The sequence below is a fragment of the Salipaludibacillus neizhouensis genome (assembly GCF_002886185.1).
In the GTDB taxonomy this organism is placed as follows: Bacteria; Bacillota; Bacilli; order Bacillales; family Salisediminibacteriaceae; genus Salipaludibacillus; species Salipaludibacillus neizhouensis.
Genome location: NZ_KZ614146.1, coordinates 1508150 through 1525910, shown reverse-complemented (window position 1 = coordinate 1525910; position 17761 = coordinate 1508150). Strand labels below are relative to the sequence as shown.

Here is a 17761-nt window from a genome sequence, read left to right as displayed (position 1 = left end):
TAAATTGGAGGAATAACAAAATGAAAATGCTAGTAACAGGAGCAACTGGGAAATTAGGCACGAAAGTTGTAGAAACTTTATTGAAAACTGTCCCAGTGGACCAACTTGCAGTAAGTGTTCGGAACCCGGAAAAAGCTGAAGGATTACAAGCTCGTGGAGTAGAAGTTCGTCAAGGAGACTTTGACCACCCTGAAACACTTGATTCTTCTTTTTCAGGTATTGACAGGCTTTTAATTATTTCTACAGATGGGGAAAATGAAACCAGAACGAAGCAACATGCTAATGCGGTAGCTGCTGCAGAGCGTGTCGGCGTTAATTTTATTGCTTATACTAGCATAGTAAATGCAAATGAAAGTGAAAACTTCCTTGCATCCACGCATAAAGTCACTGAAGAAACTATTATAAAAACAGGCATTCCTTATTCATTCTTACGCAATAACTGGTACATGGAGAATGAAACCTCAAGTATTCAAGGAGTACTAGCTGGAGCTCCATGGGTGACATCAGCCGGAAGTGGAAAAGTAGGCTGGGCGTTACAACAAGATTATGCAGAAGCTGCGGCAACGGTACTCACTGGAACCGGGCACGAAAATACAACCTACGAGCTATCCGGTAAGTTATTAACTCAGGAAGAATTCGCTTCTGCACTCGGTACTGTTTTGGGTAAAGAAGTACCAGTACAGCAAGTTAGTGATACTGCTTACGCGGACATTATGAAAGATGCTGGCGTGCCGGATTTCCTTCTACCTTTTCTTGTTGACATCCAGAAAAGCATTCGTGCAGGTTCATTATCAATTGAAAGCAACGATTTCGAAAAACTTCTTGGGCGACCAGCATCACCACTTAGTGAGGGGTTACCTCAAATCGTTAAAGGTCTTTCTTAAAAAATCAGCATAATTAACGTATTTCAAAACCGACCTTCCTACTTAGAAAGGTCGGTTTTGATATATAAGATTCACACACCTCCAATTCGAAAAAATAATAGATTACCTCCAAGTCAATATGTTAACTACTCTACTTCTCTATTATATTTATCTCTCCCTCAAACAATTCAACAGATTCAGCAATGATTTTAGTATCCACGCCTTTTCTTAATTAACGTGAAACAATCTTTTTCCTCTTCGTCTCCACATTCAAATTCTCGTCTTAGCTCGGCTTTCTCGGTTTTTGTATAGTTCATATGCCGTTTCCTTCTTCAATCAACAATCTCTTTCATCTTCAATACTTCCTCTTTCTTAAGTGCTGTGACCTAAATAATAAATTCCAAACCTATCCCTGCTTCCTACTTTTAAGACCATTTAGACATTTAATTTATCTCTTAATCTTCTATTTTTCCGACAAGATCTAGATAAGGTGGAATAATTTGAGGGGTTACCCTTACGTGTTTCGTGCGTTACTGTAGAGTTCAAGAAAATAAATCTCCAATAGCCAATTGTGAAAGCTGAGATAAATTCGCAGGGGCAAAGGAAGAACATTGTAAACGATGACTTTACGGCTATTGACGTAAGGTACGATGATAACGCATGGACACAGCTATTCACAGGCTAATAGGTTAATAGAAAGGGATATTTGAGATATGAAAAAATTAATAGGATTATTACTAGCGGGCATCCTAGCATTTACTGCAGCAACCTCAACAATGGCTAGTTTCAATTATCAAGACGAAAATTCGTCCCAAGCAATCGAAGGGGATACGATCAACTATATTAAAAAGCGTCACAGCGTTGAATTGGACAACCTAGACAAATTTAACCCATTCATTGTATCTGGTTCATTGCATACGGATACGCCTAGTAACCAAATATGGGAATCAGTAAGCATTGACAGAGTAGAAACACAAAGGGCAACCTTAAGCACCGATGACCGTCATCTACTAGAACACCTTGTACATGCAGAAGCACGTGGTCAGGTATACGAAGGCAAGGTTGCAGTAGCAGAAGTAGTGTTGAACCGTGTAGATAGTAACGAGTTTCCTGACAATGTCTATGAAGTGATTACGCAAAAACGACAGTTTGAACCTTACGCAACAGGGACTATTAAAAACAGTCCAGACGCAGATACCATAGCTGCCGTGCAAGAAGCGTTGGAAGGAACTAACCTTGTGGATGGAGCGTTGTACTTCTGGAATTCAACCACTGCTACTTCACGTTGGTTAGAAAAAATGACAGTTGTTACGACAATTGACGACCACGAATTTTTAGAATAAGGCATAAGACGTCTCCACTTCAGGGAGACGTCTTTTCATATAATCTCATTTCGGAACTGACTCTTTAAATATTTTCTGCGTAGGGCTTGTTATTTAGTGATACGTGGAATCAATTACATAGCATCACTTAGTCCGATAAGTAGAAATTCAAAAAATATTAAAGTTATTGCAACAGCTATTAAAATGAAGCAGAGAACCGTCCCCTGCTTCACTGGTCAATCCGGTAACGGTATTCCATCAAATGTTTTAAGTCAGATATCTGTTGTAATATTTTCTCGCCATTATTGGTTTCCATCACTTTCTTTCTTTCCACTTCTCTATCGACTAATCGTTTAACCGATAAAACATCTGTCCCATTCTTAAGAACATCTTCTTTTGAAGTGAATTTATTATGGGCAACAAGCTGCATACCGAATGAGTTATATAAAAGGGTGTACCCCGCAATTCCAGTTTTAGATTGGTAAGCCTTTGAAAAACCACCATCAATGACAATCATTTTTCCATTTGCTTTTATAGGGTTTTCACCACTTATTTCTAGGACAGGTGTGTGCCCATTAATAATACGCCCCTGATCTGGATCGAGATCAAATTCCTTTAAAATTTCTCGACAAACCTCCTCATCTGCACGAAGATAGTAATAATGGTTCTTTTCTTCTACATGAGCTACCTTATCTTTAATAAAATATCTTTCAAAGGTTGTCATTTCTTTTTTACCGAAAAGAGATGAGTTTTCACCAGTCCACAAATACCACACCATGTCTGTTGCAAGATCATCCGTTCGTTCAGGATGCGCAAAACTGTAGCGTAAATATGACTCAAAAATATCGAGTAACTCTCTTCCAGAATGCGACTTATCTTTAATTACCATTTCCTTCATGGTACCATCTTCATTTAACGGTATGCATCCATGAATGAGTAAGTTCCCATTGTACTTTAAATAAAGACTGCCTTTCTTCATGAAAAATTTCATATGTCTAGCCAATTTTTCCGAGTGCTGGAAAGCAAACAGCAGTTTATTCATGACTTGTTCTTCTTCCTCTAACAGCTGATCAGGCTGATCTGGATTCACCGTTGCAAAACAATCATTTTCTAATGAGTATTCTTCCCCATAAAGCGTGATAATTTTTTGTTCATAATCAATGTTCTCAAGTACAAGCCGACGAGACATATTGAAATCTGGTCTTCTCTTAATGATTGGCATTTCTAGTTTGAATTGAATCATTGTAATTGCTTGGTGAATTTTTGTTTTTTGCAATTGTTCATTTTCAAATATATTTTCTTCTGATGCATTGTTTTTCGGTCGGAAAGCTTGGTTATCATCATAGTATTTTTCGGCTAGATTCAGAAGAGGTCTGAGATTAATTCCATAGACATCTTCAATAATGTCAAGATTATCGTATCTAGCACAAATTCGAATTAAATTAGCCAAACATACCTTTGATCCAGAATAAGCCCCAATCCATAGGACATCGTGGTTACCCCATTGAATATCAACGGAATGATAATTGATAAGTGTGTCCATAATCTTATCTGGTTGAGGCCCGCGGTCATAGATATCCCCTACAACATGAAGATGATCGACAACTAACCTCTGAATTGTATAAGCCAGGCCAGCAATAAACTTGTCTACTTGCCTTAGTGAAATGATTCGCTCCACAATTTTATGATAATAATTTTTCTTGTTCGATAATTCATCCGTTTTATACAACAGCTCTTCAATAATATAATCAAATTGCTTCGGCAAAGCTTTTCTCACCTTTGTTCGAGTGTACTTTGATGAGGCAAAAAGGACCAAATTTATCATACGTTCAATGGTTTTATTGTACCACTGATTGAGCGATTGACTATTTTCCATTTCGTTTTTTATAAGCTTCAATTTCTCTTCTGGATAATAAACTAGTGTAGCAAATTCATTTATTTCATCATCAGAAAGTTCATCTTTAAGCAGATCATTAATCTTCGTCTTAACATTTCCCGATCCATTTCTTAGCACATGCTGGAATGCGTGGAATTCTCCGTGAAGATCGCTGACAAAATGTTCCGTTCCTTTTGGTAAATTCAGAATGGCCTCAAGATTAATCATTTCGGTAACAACTTTACTCTCTTTATCATATATTTTTGCAAGTAAATCTAAGTAGCTAGTATCCATTTCTTGAACCCCCATCCTTTAAAATCTATCCTGCGAATGTAAAATATAGATTTAACCTATACAAGAATATGTACTAACTTTTGTCCATCCTAAACAATATCTGTCAATTAAAATTCTTTCTATGGTAGCTCAGAAAATGCATGTGTAATTTTACTAACCTCGTTATTTAGTTATGATGCTAAAAAAGGTAGGAAATCTGATCCCTACTTCTTGATTTCTATACCACGATGACAAATCCCTGCCAGCTCCCAAAACTAATTAAATAGTGTTAGGACACTGTGCCCAGTTAACCGGTACCGACACATTACCCTATATACTAGTTAGCTTCCTGAACAAGTCCAGCTACATTATAATATAAAATTTTTCTTGCATAATTTGATCTGTTAATACTGACTTCTATAGACCAAATTTAAATGCCTTTTGGTTATTCAACCTTGAGGAATGTAAAAAAAGAAAAGGTGTCATTTCGTATAATAGCTTCTATAATCCACATAATAACGTTTATAATATCAAAAAAAGTGGCTCTTGGAGTGGTGAGGCATTTGATCATTTGCTTGAACCGGAGAAGATGTGAACAACGAGTTCTGATAAGGAGGGTTTCTTATGGATGATACACATGAGTTCGTAGAAAAATTACATGAAAAGCAGGAAAAAGCGAAGCAGAATGAAAAGCGTCAAGGGAAAGCACACGCAAATCGTAAATTACCTAGCAAGCAGCACAGCACGAATAAGTGATTCTCTTTAGATACATCCAGCAATTATTGAGGAACTGTTCTCTGTCTCACTCCACAAAATAAGGCAGAGAACAGCTACCAGTTAGTAATTCTACTTTTTGTCTCCACGTTAAAATTCGCGTTTCAGATCAGCTTTCTTGGTTTCGTGCATATGCCATGCCTACTTCAATCCAGAACCGCATCCTTATTTCTTATTACGGTATAAATACATCGTAAGCGGTGCAAAAATCCCCAAAATTATTGCAGACGACAACAGCACCCAAACGATCTCTTCTAGGGTTACAATGCCGTGCATCGACCCTCGCACACCAGTCACAACAAGTGAAATGGGATTCACTTCAACAAATCCTTGCAGCCACGTCGGCAAGGTCTCCGGATCAACGAATACATTACTAATAAAGGTCAAGGGAAACATTACCATCATGCTGACACCCATAAGCGACTTTTCCGTTCTCATGATTAAGCCAAGTGTCGTCCATATCCAGGATAAACTGAACGCAAAAATAAGTAGCAATACCATAGCTAATAAAACTCCAAGCAGACCTCCGTCAGGTCTGAAACCTAGTACTAAACCTAACCCTATCATAATAAAAGCTGCTAATGAATAACGCACAGTATCAACTAGTAAGGCACCAACGAGGACAGACGGACGCCATATAGGCAAAGTCCGAAAACGATCGAAAATCCCCTTTGTAATGTCATTGTTCAACTCGATCCCCGTGTACATCGTAATCGTCACGATCGTCTGAACGAGAATACCAGGTAGGAGAAATTGAAGGTAATCAGCAGTAGATCCAGCGATGGCCCCTCCAAATAGGTACGTAAACATTAGTAGAAACATGATCGGAAAGACAGTCGCATCCATAAGCTGTTCAGGGACGTATTTGATTTTAAGTAACGCCCGCCATGCAAAGGTAAGTGATGTCTTTATCCCATTAGGTTTAGAAGGACGCATGCGATTTGCAATCGCTTTGTTTAGTGCTTCATCTAAACCATTATCGTTACCACTTTTTTCAGTATCGTTATTATTATCTGAATGCGATGAAAAATTTGTCATGAGTTAGCCTCCTCAGTCTTGTCTTCTGTGTCTGATTGCCCAGTCAAGGTAAGAAAGACCTGATCCAAACTAGGCTGACCAAGCGAAAAATCAGTCACCTTAATACCGGCGCTGGCTAACTCTCCAAGCGCCTTCGCTACGCGCTCATTATCTGAAACAAGAGCTGAAAGTGCCGTAGGGTCTGATAATAGCTCGATCGGCGTCTCCAATATCTCAGCCAATAGTTTCTGAGCCTGAGGTCTGGAATCTGCATCGAGCAACCGAACATGAAGCGTACCTGAGCCAACAGATGCCTTAAGCTCACCACTTGTACCTTCAGCAATTATTCTTCCTTTATCAATAACAGCAATTCGATCCGCTAGTTGATCTGCTTCATCCAGATACTGAGTAGTTAATAATACAGTCGTTCCATTTCTCACAAGTGCTCTTATTATATCCCATACTTGATTGCGGCTGCGCGGGTCCAATCCTGTCGTTGGCTCATCTAAAAATAAAATATCCGGTGTGACCACGATACTAGCTGCGATATCTATTCTACGCCTCATGCCACCAGAATATTTTTTAACTTGAGTTTTTGCTACATCTCCTAAGCTAAATGCTTGAAGGAGTTCACTCCCTCTTTCTCTAGCCTTTCGTCTGGAATAGCCCATAAGACGACCAATTAATATGAGATTCTCTATCCCAGAGAGATCTTCATCGACCGAGGCAAATTGCCCGGTTAAACTGATTTTGCTGCGTACCTTGTCTGCCTCTTCAACGAGGTCATGACCGAAAATTTTGGCATATCCGCCATCGACTTGCAGCAAAGTTGCCAGCATGCGGATAGTCGTGGTCTTACCTGCACCATTTGGTCCGAGGAAACCATAGACTGTTCCTTTCCGTACTTCTAAATCAACACCATCAACTGCAAAATTGTCACCAAATTTCTTAACGAGACCAGTAGCTTGAATGGCCAATTCCGTATTGTTTTCGTATTTTTTTGTATTATTCATTGTTTTCATCCTTTCAACAATTGTAGAAGTATTGGGTGACCTGATAGTTCTTTTTAAGTAATTTTATTCTGAACAAACAATCTCCTCTGTATAGAGGGAATTCTATGTGTTCGCTCATTACTTCATGCCACCTTTTAAAATTCTATAAATAGACTATATCAACTTATCAACATCTCATTAACATACTAGAGGATGATTTACTCTCCATCTAAAGGAGGAAATGAGTTAAAGAAATTAAAGAAACCAACTAAGTATGATTATATTGGTTAATTATAATCAACAGTATTGGTATCTCTCCTTCATTCAAACGTATGTTCCTATTTATTATTATAAACTGAATTTTTAACATCCACAATATCTATCTGCCATAAATTTCAAATTACTTTTTATTATTAAAAGAATTAATAACTGATAAGTTATCGAAGATTATCCTATAAACCAATTTTATTTGATGTGGAAATTATTTTACAAAACACAGTCCAAAGTAATGAAAGCAAATTTTTCTACACGAAAAAAGACGCTAAAAAATATTACTAATCTCGTAAAATGTTAATGGAGAATACTGTGAAAAATTTCTGTGTGATAGTTAAAAGTTAGAAGAAATTACTAAGAAATCAATGAAATAAACATAAGTTTTGAATTTAGTATCGACCTGTATGTGGGTACAAAAGCTGCGAAACATGAAATTTAAGAAAATTAAATTTGTTTCATTAAGCACAAAAAAAGAAGCAGAGAACCGTCCCCTGCTTCACAATTCAAGCTGCTTTATTTGATCTATTAGGTCAGTCATTTCATTTATTGTTTTAAAAATTTCTGTATCCTTTAGTTTTTCAACTGACAGTTCGCCGTTTTCCTTTGCTGTATTAATCCCCTCAAGGATTTGATCATTTTTTTCAACAACCGTTTCATGAAGATCAGTAGCAATAGACGGTGCTTTCATTTCATTAAATTCCTTGATTCTTGCCTCAAGGTCTGTTATTTTTCCCTCTAATTCAGTTTTTTTATCAGGATCTGTGGCAGCGTCTTGGACAAGTGAAGATGCTTCCTCTCCAAATGTTTGTAGGTCATTAATATAATCTGTTGATTCAGTTGCATAATTCAGTGAGCTATTTACTTCTTCAAGAACCGAGCATCCACTAAGGATAACAATAGAAAAAGTGAATAGTATAAACATAATTTTTTTCATCCTATTTCTCCTTTGAAATCGTATACGAATATACATTTCAATCTTAAATATAAGCTATTTTCAGAAAACAGTCAATAATTTTAAGCATCACGCTGACTAACAAAGGGACGGTTCTCTGCTTCCAATTTTTACAACGATAAAAAGAAGTAGAGAAGTCTGCTCCCTACCGTTTAAACTGAAGAAATTAAGCCATTTAACCACACTGAGCAATTCTTGACCTTCTCGCTTTCCGGTAAAATACGCAACTTCAGCAGGCAGTGAAAGTCGCCAGGTCTTTCAAAAAAGGATCCATTCTCTCACAGAGGAGAGAACGGACCCTTATAATATGTACTATTATCAAACTTTCCATTGCTTTAAAAGAAAACCTTCAATTTATAAAACATACTTTCCTATTAATCGATCTAGTTTTCTTATATCAACCTTTTTACTTAGGTTCAGTTTGAAAGTGCCAGCCTTTGTCCAAAGCTCAAGCTCCGAATTAAAATCCAGTGTTCCCGCATTTTCACTAGAGTACATAATGATTGATTTAAATGGAATGGTATAAACCTCAACTTTTTTCCCAGTAAGCCCTTGTTTGTCAGCAATAATAAACCTTTTATTAGTCACTACCGCAACATCTCGAACCGTTTTATAAGCTATTTCTGGGACTTCGCCTTCTACTAACACTTCATTAATTTCTTTTGGAATCGATGTTTCTCCACTAAACGTCCAAGACATAATAGAATTTATTTCCGCCATTTACGTTTCATCCTCTCCAGTTTCAATTCTTAATACCCGGTACAATTATATCATCGAAGGACTATAAAATGGGATAAATATAAATATATCCCTTCATTCATGTAATTAACTAATTCCTCGTATATTTGATTTTTATTCGTGATTATTATCACTCCGAAAGTTCGTTTTAATATCATTGCATCGGGCACTGAAAAAGCAAATAAAAACCAACCATGTAAAAAGGTTGTCTAATTGACTTTCTGAACCAATAACTCGAACAAGCGAAGGCGGTGACTCCTTCGAAAAGCAGCCGCCTGGAACGGATTCACCGCCTCTGTTCGAAAGCATATAACAACCTCTAAAAATCAAGAATTATACAAATTCTGACCTGTAAGTGAAGCAGAGAACCGTCCCCTGCTTCACTCCATCAGTTCGGCAACTGCACGTTCAGCTGATCGAAGTGCTCCTTCAAGATGTCCCCCGTGTTCTGAAGAGGTTTCCGTCCCGGCAAAAATGATTTTCTTTTTCCCCGAACTAAAATTTGCCGGTTGACCATAGTTGGGAAAATCGCTAATCGGTATGGAGTCTTCGTCAACCGCCGTTTCAGTGTCAATAGACCAATCCTTGTATAACAGAGAAATCGGTTTTTCAGCTAACTGCCCAAAGAGTCGTGTCAACTGGGTGACAACTAGTTTGAGAACTCTTTCTTTACCAAGCTCTTGGCGCATCTTTGCGGATATTCCAAAGAAACCAAAAAGTGCCCCGGATCCTGAATCCGGTGATGCATCATGAATTTCTTGCAAGGGACCTGCCCAACTCATAACCTGGCCGGATAGTCCGTCTTCTCGCCAAAAAGGACGATTATATATCGCAATCACCTTGGCCTGTCCCGCCATCCACGTGGGCTTGTCTTGCAAACTCGTCATAAGCTGGGTTGAGAGAGGTGGGGAGAAGGCTATGCGACTCGCCACAATTCGGGGCGGTAATGCTAAGATCACAGCTCTTGCACGTATACTTTTCTTCTTTCCATCAGCGAGGTCTGCTTCAAGAGTTACCTTTCCTGCTTCATCCATACTTATTGTTGTCACACTCGTTCCTAATTCAACCGTCCCCCGGGGAAGAGTTGCCGCTACGGCATCAATAAGGGACTGAACTCCACCACTGAGCCGAACCGAACTTAGGGTAGCCCCTTCTGGTAGCTTATGTCGCTCTAGAGGTTGACTTTGAGATCGCTCGAGAAGGATATCTCCATCGGTATGCTGTACGAATGTCTGTAAACCGAGTTCATTTACTAGACTAGAAATAATGGGCTCCTGCTGTGGCCAAAACCATGTTGGTCCCAGGTCAAACTTACCAAGTTCAGGCCTGTCCACGGAAGATTCACTTAAAACTCTGCCTCCAATTCGCCCTCTCGCTTCTAGTACGCAACACTCGATACCCTTTGAAGTAAGCAAAGAAGCCACACGAATCCCGCTTAAACCTGCCCCAACAATGATAATAGGATCACTCATATTCATTCCTCCAATCGCTGTGTGTTGTAGTCACTGGTTTTATTCATGAAGCTATCATTTAATCATAATTTCTTTAACATGACCAACCACATAAATGTGAGTGATTGTTTCAATTCTTTTGGTAAGTGGGAGACCATTTTTTCGTCGACTCCTTGTTTAAAGACACCTTCCCCACCAATGATTTCCCAGCCGTTTTCTTGTGCTAATTGTTCGAATTCCCACGGCATCATCGTATTGCATATGACTGATTCCCCGTAAAGACGGTTATAGCTATTCGCTCGTGGTGCTGCTGTTGGTCCGAGTATCCCTAAGCACAATAAATGATCTTTTTTTACTATTCGGTGCATCTCAGCTAATGCTTTTAAAGGATGTTCTGTCCACTCGATCGAGTTAATGGCCATTAACCCTGAGAACGTTTCATCTTCAAACGGCAATGTTGTTAGGTCACCTTGTACAAAATTCACTCGCTTATTTCTCTCTTCTCTTTTTGCAGCTTCAATCATTTCTTCCGATAAGTCTATGCCCGTCACTTGAAATCCGGCCTGTTCCAACTTATAAGAGCCATATCCATCCCCACAACCTAAATCTGCTATAAAACTGCCTTTAGGGAAGTGCTTTTGTACAAAGGGAACAATGGACTTGCGGCTGCCATTTTCCCACATTCCTTCGCTGCTTTGATTCCAAAAGTCAGCCTTCTCATCCCAAAGATTTTTTGCTTCTTTATGCCAATCAAAAGAGCTCATTCTCTCACATCCTTCTTCTAGATCTATAATGCAGGGGACGGTTCTCTGCTTCATAATTTAAATGGAAAATGGTTTTCACTAATCTACTCGTAAATTAAGTCGTTCTTCATAAAAAGCGATTACCCTTTGTTGAGAAATCGCTTTTTTGTGTTAAATTACTGAAAGTAACCGACTACCAAAACAATCAGATACATTGGAACTGCAACGATTATCATCCCTGCAAGTAAATAGCTAATTGACCATAGAATAAATTTAAAAATATCGTACAGAGCTCCAGCTAAATCATCAACAAATCTCCACACTGAAAGTCCCTCCTGCAACACAACTTGCTAATATAAAAATGTTTTTCTTATATATGTACATATTTAGTCCATTCAAATTTCTTTAATAATCTCTACTCTATTTCCAAATGGGTCTCTAAATTCAAACCTTTCAAAGTTAGGAATAGGAACCGAATCTAAAACCTTAATGCCATTTTCCTCCAATGTCTCTCTCCAATAAGAAACATCTTCTACTTGATATGCCAAATGGGCTTTCGTTGTTAGTCGGTCAAATCCTTCTTCTGTTCCTACATGTACCTGTGTCTCACCTACTTGTAACCAAAAACCTCCACGACCTTTTAGAGAATCAGGCTTTTCAACTTTTTTTAGTCCTAATACTTTACAATAAAAGTTTTTAGCTTCCTCTTCTTCACCTTTAGGAATAGTAATTTGTGCGTGATGCAAACCAATAATCATAAATTCTAGTCCTCCTAATTAAGTCTATAAATACTTTAATGAAACGATTAATTTTATAAAATTTAAATCGTGAACCAATTTAATGATACAATTTTTTAGCTATTTCAATGAACATATGAATAAATACTGATATCAATATTCGAAAAAAAAACGAATGAATGATAGTTTTTATTAAAAAACACTCTCTACTAGTCTCTTCTTTAGTTTAACACTATTTCCCAGTTCGAAGGTCTAAAAAGTTACACTATTGCAATCTTAATTACAATAGGTTGTTACAAGAAAACATTATTAAAAGATAAGTGACAATTGGTAGTTTAATGATAGGATCTTAGTAAATCTGAGATCCACAATAAATTATTTTTAAATCTTCCACTACAATTAGAAGGGATGATTAATGCAAAATATAATACTAGAGAGAACTCGAGTTGCTAAAGAAATCAAAGGAAATTTAACACTAAAGACCGAAAAACTAAAAAAAGGTACATTTCTGAAATAAGAAATACACCCCTAAGTGTTTATGAATTTTTATTTAGAGTAGTTTAAATCCTAAAACAAAACATGCCAATGTTCCAACTGCTGTTACGGTTCTGATATGATTCCATACAGTCCATTTTTTTATATAACTTCTCCACATTTGTTGAGAAGAGTAGTCAGTTGAATCCCCTCTTTCAAGTAGATTATTTAAGGGAACATTAAAAATAATAGTTACTAAGAATGTTCCAACCAAGTAGAGTAAGCTACCGGATATAATATAAATTCTACCATTCCATTCTGAGTTGAATAGCGTAGCGACTAATAGAAATAGGGTCATTAAAGCTGTACCAAAATAGATGAGCCCGAACAATGGGTTTAGGATTGTTCTATTTATTGCTTTCATAGCATTCATTCCACTTTTGGCAGATATTTCACCCAATGCTTCCATAATAAATGTGGAAAAGGAGAAGAAAAGGCCAGCCAATATTCCTGTCCCAATACATGTAAAGAAAATTACTGTGTAAATGATGGAATTAGGCATTTTGAATTGTCCAAATTCCTGACTCAGCTGTAGCTCTGACATAATCATCAAAACTTCGCGGTTTATGACCGAGTGCTTCCTGTACCCCAACTTCCGAATTAGTATTTCTACCGTCGAATACTTGAGTGAATAATTCGATAAGGAAATCTATATATACTCTTGGTGTCTGATCTTTCTTTAACATTTCCTCAAATTTTTCAATGGATATATGATTATACTTAATATCCTTCCCAATTGCTCCTGCAATTTTATTTGTAGCTTCTTCAAAAGAAATGGAAGAAGAACCTGTCATCTCATATAGTTTGCCTTCATGCCCTTGCTCGGTGAGTGCTGCAAATGCAACATCTGCAATATCTTCTGCATCAATAAAGGGTTCTTTTACATCTCCTATAGGGAGAGAGACTTCCCCATGATTAATCTGATCCAATAAAAAGCCTTCACTAAAATTTTGGCAAAACCAGCTACATCTAATGATCGTCCATTCAACACCTGACTTTATTAACATATTTTCTGCGTTTTGAGCTTCTTCTTCCCCTCGACCTGATAATAAAACGAGACGATTAACTCCATTTTTTCTTGCAATCGCAGAAAAATCCGCAATGTCTTTAGCTGCATTTTCGACCGCTAAATCAGGATAATAAGATATATATGCTGATTTTGTTCCGCGTAAAGCTGATTCCCATGTTGTTCTATCCTCCCAGTTAAAAGAAGGATTTTCCTTTCGTGATCCAACTCTTACGGGAATATGATGATCTCGTAACCGTTTTACAATACGTCTTCCAGTTTTACCTGTTCCTCCAATAACTAGAACCGGTTTATCTTCCGGATTACTATCCATGTATTCTTCTGATAATTTTTCTTCATTACGCTTCATCTTCTAACCTCCATTAATTTAAATTAGCTAAAATAATAAAAGTGAATATGTTACCTTTTCTTTTTTCACCTCCTTAACAAGAATTTGTGCCAACCAAAATAGTTTGTTTGCACAAGCAACTATTTTATTAAAAAATATATCCTTTAAAAAGATATATTTTTAATCTACTATATCTAACTGATCATTAATTTTACTTATTTTATTAGTTATTTCATCCGCATCTTCTTTACCGATAATAGAAGAATAATGGTCTCTAAGGCTAAACCAGCATTCATGAATTAAAGTACTTAATTCTTTGCCTTTATTTGTTGAATATATTAAGGTAGTTCTGCCGTTAATTTCCTTATTAATTAATTCTTTTCTAACTAGGTTGTCAATTGTTCTTGTTACGGTTGATGGTTTTAAGTATAATGTCTCTCCGATCTTTTTTTGAGATAGACCTTCATCTTCATATACAACCATTAATAAATAGGCTGCTGTAGGGGACAACCCTGTCTTTGAAAATTCATCTTCGGCCATTTTGGTAATTATTCGATCTAGTCTGCTAGCTGTAAAGTATAGACACTCAGTTAGATATTTTTCGAGCATAAATCATATCTCCTTATAGTTGCTTGTGCAAACAATTATATCGTTTTGAAATTAGTTTGTAAATGGGTCATTCGAAATATTCGAAAAATTTACAGTTGCTAAAAATTAAAACTTTTAGAGATAACGTAATTTTTTTCACAATCTGTTGTAAAAATGTTTTGGGTAGACACGCCATCCTTCTTCAACTTTAAATTGTTCTCCTAAATGTACCAAATATCATTCTTAGGTTTTGCAATTTTTAATAATTCAAGGAAAATTTCTTCCGCATATGCTTCTTGAGAATCTTCGCTCTCCCACCCCGTTAATACGAGGAAGTCATTGCTATTCTTTTTGGAGAAAGTGAATGTTCCCCCAAGCATCCCTTGAGATTTTTGCATTTCTACATTCCAAACTTTTTTTTGCATATCAATAAATTTCTTTAATTTGTGCTCTTTAACTTGTCCTAATGCAACTCGTATATATTTAGATCTTCTTAAAACATTAACAATATTATCTCCCATCCCAGGAACCTTTAGTTTCTCTTGAAATAAACTTACTTAAATGATTCATAGGTATTTTCCTGCCCCGAATTAAAAAAGATTTTGTCATGTTCCTCTTTCATAAAATGTTGATAATCTTCTAAATTACGCCAACAAGAGTAAACACATGCTGTTAATGGTTGTTTTATATCCCAACCACCAACTTGACCTAAAAAACCTTTTGCATCACTAAGAGATTTCCATTGTTTTTGATGTTTATAAAATACGTCTTTGTTTTCTTCTCTCACCTTACAAGAAATTCTCTTTATAATCATTGACTAAGACCTCCTAAACCCATTTCTTCAACAGAATTTTAATTAAACAATGCATCTTTTTAACCCTTAAGAGTAATAGCTCTATTATATGAAGGTTTTAATTTATGATTGATGGCTCTGTTGAACTCTAATTTTGATTTTTAAATATACTTTATGGAAATTCATATGGACTGCGGTTTCCCAATCCTTTTTTAATGCCTCTATTAATACTTAACAATCGTTGTAACTCCATATTCTGTTAAATAAATTTTATGACTCAACTCTTCTACCCATTTTTTTGGATTTAACTGATAAGTTCCATATTTATCTTGATAAGTTAATTTTCCACCATTAATATTAATCGGTTCGGGGTTTTCCATTAATCTTCTCTGATAATACTCGAAGGCATGTTGATTAGGAAAATGTAATAGCTCTAAAACATCCCCTATTTCCATATGCATTTCAAGATACAATAAGAATAATTCATTACCAGCACCAGAGATTTCATAAATGTAGGGCATAGTAAAGAGTCCCTCTACAAATCCCCCCCATCCAAATGTATCAACTTCATTCACCCATAAATTAATAATGTCTACTTCTCGTTCAAAAACAGTACGATTGTTGTACTTTTGAATTTCATCAGGTATTATAAAAGGTTTAGATGAAGCTAAAAATGTTATTTCAGACATAAATCAACCTCCTTTTTACGTAAAGCCTCAAAATAATATTTACATAAATATCCAGCCCGGTTTAAAAGTCTCCTTTCATTAAATATCCTTATAACTATAGAAAGAGCGCAATTCTCTAGTTCAGAAATGCACTCTTTCGTTGAATAACCTATTCTTCTACTCTTGATACTTTAGTTGAGCAATCTTTAATTACTTCTTCTTTTCTATGCTCTTTTTATGATTTAAGTCTATTACTATATCACCAATTCCCATTGCCATAAAACCATTAAGTAAAGCAACTAGAGGCATAAGCGGATTCCCATTATTTGAGAATAACAACATTACCAATATGATTATGCTAAAGAAAACAAATAGCAAACCTAATATGTATAAAGAACGGCCGACAAACAAAATTACCCCACCCTTCACCTTTGCACTCCTGGCTCAGTTTTGTCTTTCTCTAATTCAACTTTACACAACTAAAGTTCTATTTTATCTGCTCCTGTATCTTTTGAATAACTTCTCTATAAAAAGAAATTTCGTGTGGTACGAATTTATCTCTGTTTAGATTTGTATTAATAATAAGCTTTTTTCCATCATTATTAATTTCAAATCCATTGATTTCTATTTCATCTCTTTCGCCAAACCAAAGTTGAGCAAAATCAATAAATTTAGCTCTAACTATTCCAGAAACTTCTTCTTCTTGAAGAGTAAAGTCATCAAAGTTCTTCTCATTCATATACAAAAAAACGTTCGCTATTTCTTTATCGATGAAATTATCTTTCATAGCTCAGTAATCGATTACACCTAACTGTTTCAACTCCTCAAAAGCCACATCTATTCCGATTTCTTCTTTTATTTCTCTTACACCATCTTTTACTGTTTCATCGGCTAATAAATGTCCAGCAGCAGTAATATCTAATAGGTTAGGATAGTCTTTTTTCTTATTACTACGAAGCTGTAAATAGATATAATCTGTTCCTTGTATATTGCAGACAAACCAACAATGAAAAACTTCGTGCCAATATCCAACCCTATGCACATCGCTCCGAGAAGCAATTCCTATTTGGTTTCTATTATCATCAAAGATCTTTAATTTCTCTTGTTCTCCCATAAAGCACCCACTTTCTATCTTTTCTTATATACTATCGATGGTATTCAAGTTCTTCTTATTCTGTTTTCCAAAATCCTAACTAACTTTTACAATCCACAAAAATGGAAAACTATCTTGATTGCTATGTTCAAGATCGAATATAGAAAAATGATAACAAAAGGGTTTGTTTGCACAGTAGCCCTCTTTATGGACTTTGGTCCCCCCCCTTGTTACCGTATCTAATAAACTATTAGCAGTCGTTCTCTCCTCTTCTATTGTAATCATAGGTAATATTGCCCGATGAGCAGGATTATAAAAACAGCCTATTCTCTGAATGATAAAACTGACTGAAACAAGATGCCAGTAATTTAATATCTCAAATCGATAAAATAATACAAGAGATAAAACAATTGGCACTCGGATAAGTTCAATCCATATAAGTAACGTTTTTTTATCCGTCCAGTCTGCAATAACTCCGCCAATTAGACCGAATAAAAGATATGGGGCTGCTTGTGAGATAACTACTCCAGTCGTATAAAGGCTCGATCCCGTTAGTTCATAAGCTAAAAACAAGAAACCAAGACCAGCAATAACGTTGCCTGTATTAGAAACACCTGCTCCAAGTAAATAATTTAAGATATTCGTGTTTTTCAAAACTTTTAAGTACATATGTAAATCACCTCGTATCAAGTGTACGAGGTAATCCATAGATCTTCTAT

The 17761-nt window shown here is 36.3% G+C and carries 21 protein-coding genes; 3 read left to right on the top strand and 18 right to left on the bottom strand.

Annotated elements, in window-relative coordinates:
* The first annotated feature begins 20 nt into the window (after positions 1-20).
* Positions 21-884 carry an SDR family oxidoreductase gene (locus CEF18_RS07315; protein ID WP_110935855.1) on the top strand — a complete coding sequence of 288 codons (864 nt, stop codon included), beginning with the start codon at positions 21-23 and terminating at the stop codon, positions 882-884.
* Between the two features lie 692 nt (positions 885-1576).
* Positions 1577-2206 (top strand): cell wall hydrolase, encoded by a 630-nt coding sequence (locus CEF18_RS07310; RefSeq protein WP_110935854.1) that lies wholly within the window; start codon positions 1577-1579, stop codon positions 2204-2206.
* A gap of 208 nt (positions 2207-2414) precedes the next feature.
* On the opposite strand, the gene CEF18_RS07305 is transcribed toward CEF18_RS07310, so the two are convergent.
* Complete coding sequence (locus CEF18_RS07305; protein ID WP_110935853.1) at positions 2415-4355, bottom strand: fructose-1,6-bisphosphatase; 1941 nt, start codon at positions 4353-4355, stop codon at positions 2415-2417.
* A gap of 603 nt (positions 4356-4958) precedes the next feature.
* On the opposite strand from CEF18_RS07305, the gene CEF18_RS07300 reads away from it, so the two are divergent.
* Positions 4959-5090, top strand: coding sequence for a DUF4023 domain-containing protein (locus CEF18_RS07300; RefSeq protein WP_110935852.1), 132 nt, complete (start codon positions 4959-4961; stop codon positions 5088-5090).
* 183 nt (positions 5091-5273) lie between these two features.
* Here the strand turns inward: CEF18_RS07300 and CEF18_RS07295 are convergent, their stop codons facing one another.
* From CEF18_RS07295 to CEF18_RS07215, 17 genes are all read right to left on the bottom strand, one after another.
* A complete protein-coding gene (locus tag CEF18_RS07295) occupies positions 5274-6146 on the bottom strand; it encodes an ABC transporter permease (protein WP_110935851.1) in 873 nt (290 codons plus the stop codon).
* On the bottom strand, positions 6143-7138 hold the full coding sequence (locus CEF18_RS07290) for an ATP-binding cassette domain-containing protein (RefSeq protein ID WP_110935850.1): 996 nt from the start codon (positions 7136-7138) through the stop codon (positions 6143-6145). The genes CEF18_RS07295 and CEF18_RS07290 overlap by 4 nt, the downstream gene beginning before the upstream one ends.
* Before the next feature lie 748 nt (positions 7139-7886).
* Positions 7887-8324, bottom strand: coding sequence for a DUF6376 family protein (locus tag CEF18_RS07285; protein ID WP_110935849.1), 438 nt, complete (start codon positions 8322-8324; stop codon positions 7887-7889).
* 372 nt (positions 8325-8696) lie between these two features.
* Positions 8697-9062 carry a PH domain-containing protein gene (locus CEF18_RS07280; protein ID WP_110935848.1) on the bottom strand — a complete coding sequence of 122 codons (366 nt, stop codon included), beginning with the start codon at positions 9060-9062 and terminating at the stop codon, positions 8697-8699.
* A gap of 398 nt (positions 9063-9460) precedes the next feature.
* The gene (locus CEF18_RS07270) at positions 9461-10552 is read right to left on the bottom strand and encodes a flavin monoamine oxidase family protein (protein ID WP_110935846.1); all 1092 of its coding nucleotides are present in this window, start codon (positions 10550-10552) and stop codon (positions 9461-9463) included.
* Positions 10553-10614: 62 nt separating this feature from the next.
* On the bottom strand, positions 10615-11295 hold the full coding sequence (locus tag CEF18_RS07265) for a class I SAM-dependent methyltransferase (protein ID WP_110935845.1): 681 nt from the start codon (positions 11293-11295) through the stop codon (positions 10615-10617).
* 155 nt (positions 11296-11450) lie between these two features.
* Positions 11451-11597, bottom strand: coding sequence for a hypothetical protein (locus CEF18_RS25800; RefSeq protein WP_183041115.1), 147 nt, complete (start codon positions 11595-11597; stop codon positions 11451-11453).
* A gap of 72 nt (positions 11598-11669) precedes the next feature.
* Complete coding sequence (locus CEF18_RS07260) at positions 11670-12032, bottom strand: VOC family protein (RefSeq protein WP_110935844.1); 363 nt, start codon at positions 12030-12032, stop codon at positions 11670-11672.
* A gap of 529 nt (positions 12033-12561) precedes the next feature.
* Entirely contained in the window at positions 12562-13047 is a 486-nt protein-coding gene (locus CEF18_RS07255) for an anthrone oxygenase family protein (RefSeq protein ID WP_190238680.1), read from the bottom strand.
* Entirely contained in the window at positions 13040-13921 is an 882-nt protein-coding gene (locus CEF18_RS07250; RefSeq protein ID WP_223292265.1) for an NAD(P)H-binding protein, read from the bottom strand. Before CEF18_RS07250 ends, CEF18_RS07255 begins: the two co-directional genes overlap by 8 nt.
* A gap of 159 nt (positions 13922-14080) precedes the next feature.
* On the bottom strand, positions 14081-14509 hold the full coding sequence (locus tag CEF18_RS07245) for a MarR family winged helix-turn-helix transcriptional regulator (RefSeq protein ID WP_110935842.1): 429 nt from the start codon (positions 14507-14509) through the stop codon (positions 14081-14083).
* 200 nt (positions 14510-14709) lie between these two features.
* Positions 14710-15009: a hypothetical protein gene (locus CEF18_RS07240; protein WP_110935841.1), complete on the bottom strand. Its 300-nt coding sequence runs from the start codon at positions 15007-15009 to the stop codon at positions 14710-14712.
* Between the two features lie 32 nt (positions 15010-15041).
* Positions 15042-15302 carry a DUF4937 domain-containing protein gene (locus CEF18_RS07235; RefSeq protein WP_110935840.1) on the bottom strand — a complete coding sequence of 87 codons (261 nt, stop codon included), beginning with the start codon at positions 15300-15302 and terminating at the stop codon, positions 15042-15044.
* A 203-nt stretch (positions 15303-15505) separates the two neighbouring features.
* Complete coding sequence (locus CEF18_RS07230; RefSeq protein WP_110935839.1) at positions 15506-15970, bottom strand: hypothetical protein; 465 nt, start codon at positions 15968-15970, stop codon at positions 15506-15508.
* 466 nt (positions 15971-16436) lie between these two features.
* Positions 16437-16736: an NUDIX hydrolase gene (locus CEF18_RS26975; protein ID WP_317624099.1), complete on the bottom strand. Its 300-nt coding sequence runs from the start codon at positions 16734-16736 to the stop codon at positions 16437-16439.
* 3 nt (positions 16737-16739) lie between these two features.
* A complete protein-coding gene (locus CEF18_RS26970; protein WP_310793579.1) occupies positions 16740-17063 on the bottom strand; it encodes an NUDIX hydrolase in 324 nt (107 codons plus the stop codon).
* Positions 17064-17138: 75 nt separating this feature from the next.
* Positions 17139-17711 carry an MFS transporter gene (locus CEF18_RS07215; protein ID WP_110935837.1) on the bottom strand — a complete coding sequence of 191 codons (573 nt, stop codon included), beginning with the start codon at positions 17709-17711 and terminating at the stop codon, positions 17139-17141.
* Between the last annotated feature and the right edge of the window lie 50 nt (positions 17712-17761).

Coding starts and splice junctions, on each gene's coding strand:
- CEF18_RS07315 (WP_110935855.1), top strand. CDS start 21: ATGAAAATGCTAGTAACAGGAGCAACTGGGAAATTAGGCACGAAAGTT.
- CEF18_RS07310 (WP_110935854.1), top strand. CDS start 1,577: ATGAAAAAATTAATAGGATTATTACTAGCGGGCATCCTAGCATTTACT.
- CEF18_RS07305 (WP_110935853.1), bottom strand. CDS start 4,355: ATGGATACTAGCTACTTAGATTTACTTGCAAAAATATATGATAAAGAG.
- CEF18_RS07300 (WP_110935852.1), top strand. CDS start 4,959: ATGGATGATACACATGAGTTCGTAGAAAAATTACATGAAAAGCAGGAA.
- CEF18_RS07295 (WP_110935851.1), bottom strand. CDS start 6,146: ATGACAAATTTTTCATCGCATTCAGATAATAATAACGATACTGAAAAA.
- CEF18_RS07290 (WP_110935850.1), bottom strand. CDS start 7,138: ATGAATAATACAAAAAAATACGAAAACAATACGGAATTGGCCATTCAA.
- CEF18_RS07285 (WP_110935849.1), bottom strand. CDS start 8,324: ATGAAAAAAATTATGTTTATACTATTCACTTTTTCTATTGTTATCCTT.
- CEF18_RS07280 (WP_110935848.1), bottom strand. CDS start 9,062: ATGGCGGAAATAAATTCTATTATGTCTTGGACGTTTAGTGGAGAAACA.
- CEF18_RS07270 (WP_110935846.1), bottom strand. CDS start 10,552: ATGAGTGATCCTATTATCATTGTTGGGGCAGGTTTAAGCGGGATTCGT.
- CEF18_RS07265 (WP_110935845.1), bottom strand. CDS start 11,295: ATGAGCTCTTTTGATTGGCATAAAGAAGCAAAAAATCTTTGGGATGAG.
- CEF18_RS07260 (WP_110935844.1), bottom strand. CDS start 12,032: ATGATTATTGGTTTGCATCACGCACAAATTACTATTCCTAAAGGTGAA.
- CEF18_RS07255 (WP_190238680.1), bottom strand. CDS start 13,047: ATGCCTAATTCCATCATTTACACAGTAATTTTCTTTACATGTATTGGG.
- CEF18_RS07250 (WP_223292265.1), bottom strand. CDS start 13,921: ATGAAGCGTAATGAAGAAAAATTATCAGAAGAATACATGGATAGTAAT.
- CEF18_RS07245 (WP_110935842.1), bottom strand. CDS start 14,509: ATGCTCGAAAAATATCTAACTGAGTGTCTATACTTTACAGCTAGCAGA.
- CEF18_RS07240 (WP_110935841.1), bottom strand. CDS start 15,009: ATGGGAGATAATATTGTTAATGTTTTAAGAAGATCTAAATATATACGA.
- CEF18_RS07235 (WP_110935840.1), bottom strand. CDS start 15,302: ATGATTATAAAGAGAATTTCTTGTAAGGTGAGAGAAGAAAACAAAGAC.
- CEF18_RS07230 (WP_110935839.1), bottom strand. CDS start 15,970: ATGTCTGAAATAACATTTTTAGCTTCATCTAAACCTTTTATAATACCT.
- CEF18_RS26975 (WP_317624099.1), bottom strand. CDS start 16,736: ATGAAAGATAATTTCATCGATAAAGAAATAGCGAACGTTTTTTTGTAT.
- CEF18_RS26970 (WP_310793579.1), bottom strand. CDS start 17,063: ATGGGAGAACAAGAGAAATTAAAGATCTTTGATGATAATAGAAACCAA.
- CEF18_RS07215 (WP_110935837.1), bottom strand. CDS start 17,711: ATGTACTTAAAAGTTTTGAAAAACACGAATATCTTAAATTATTTACTT.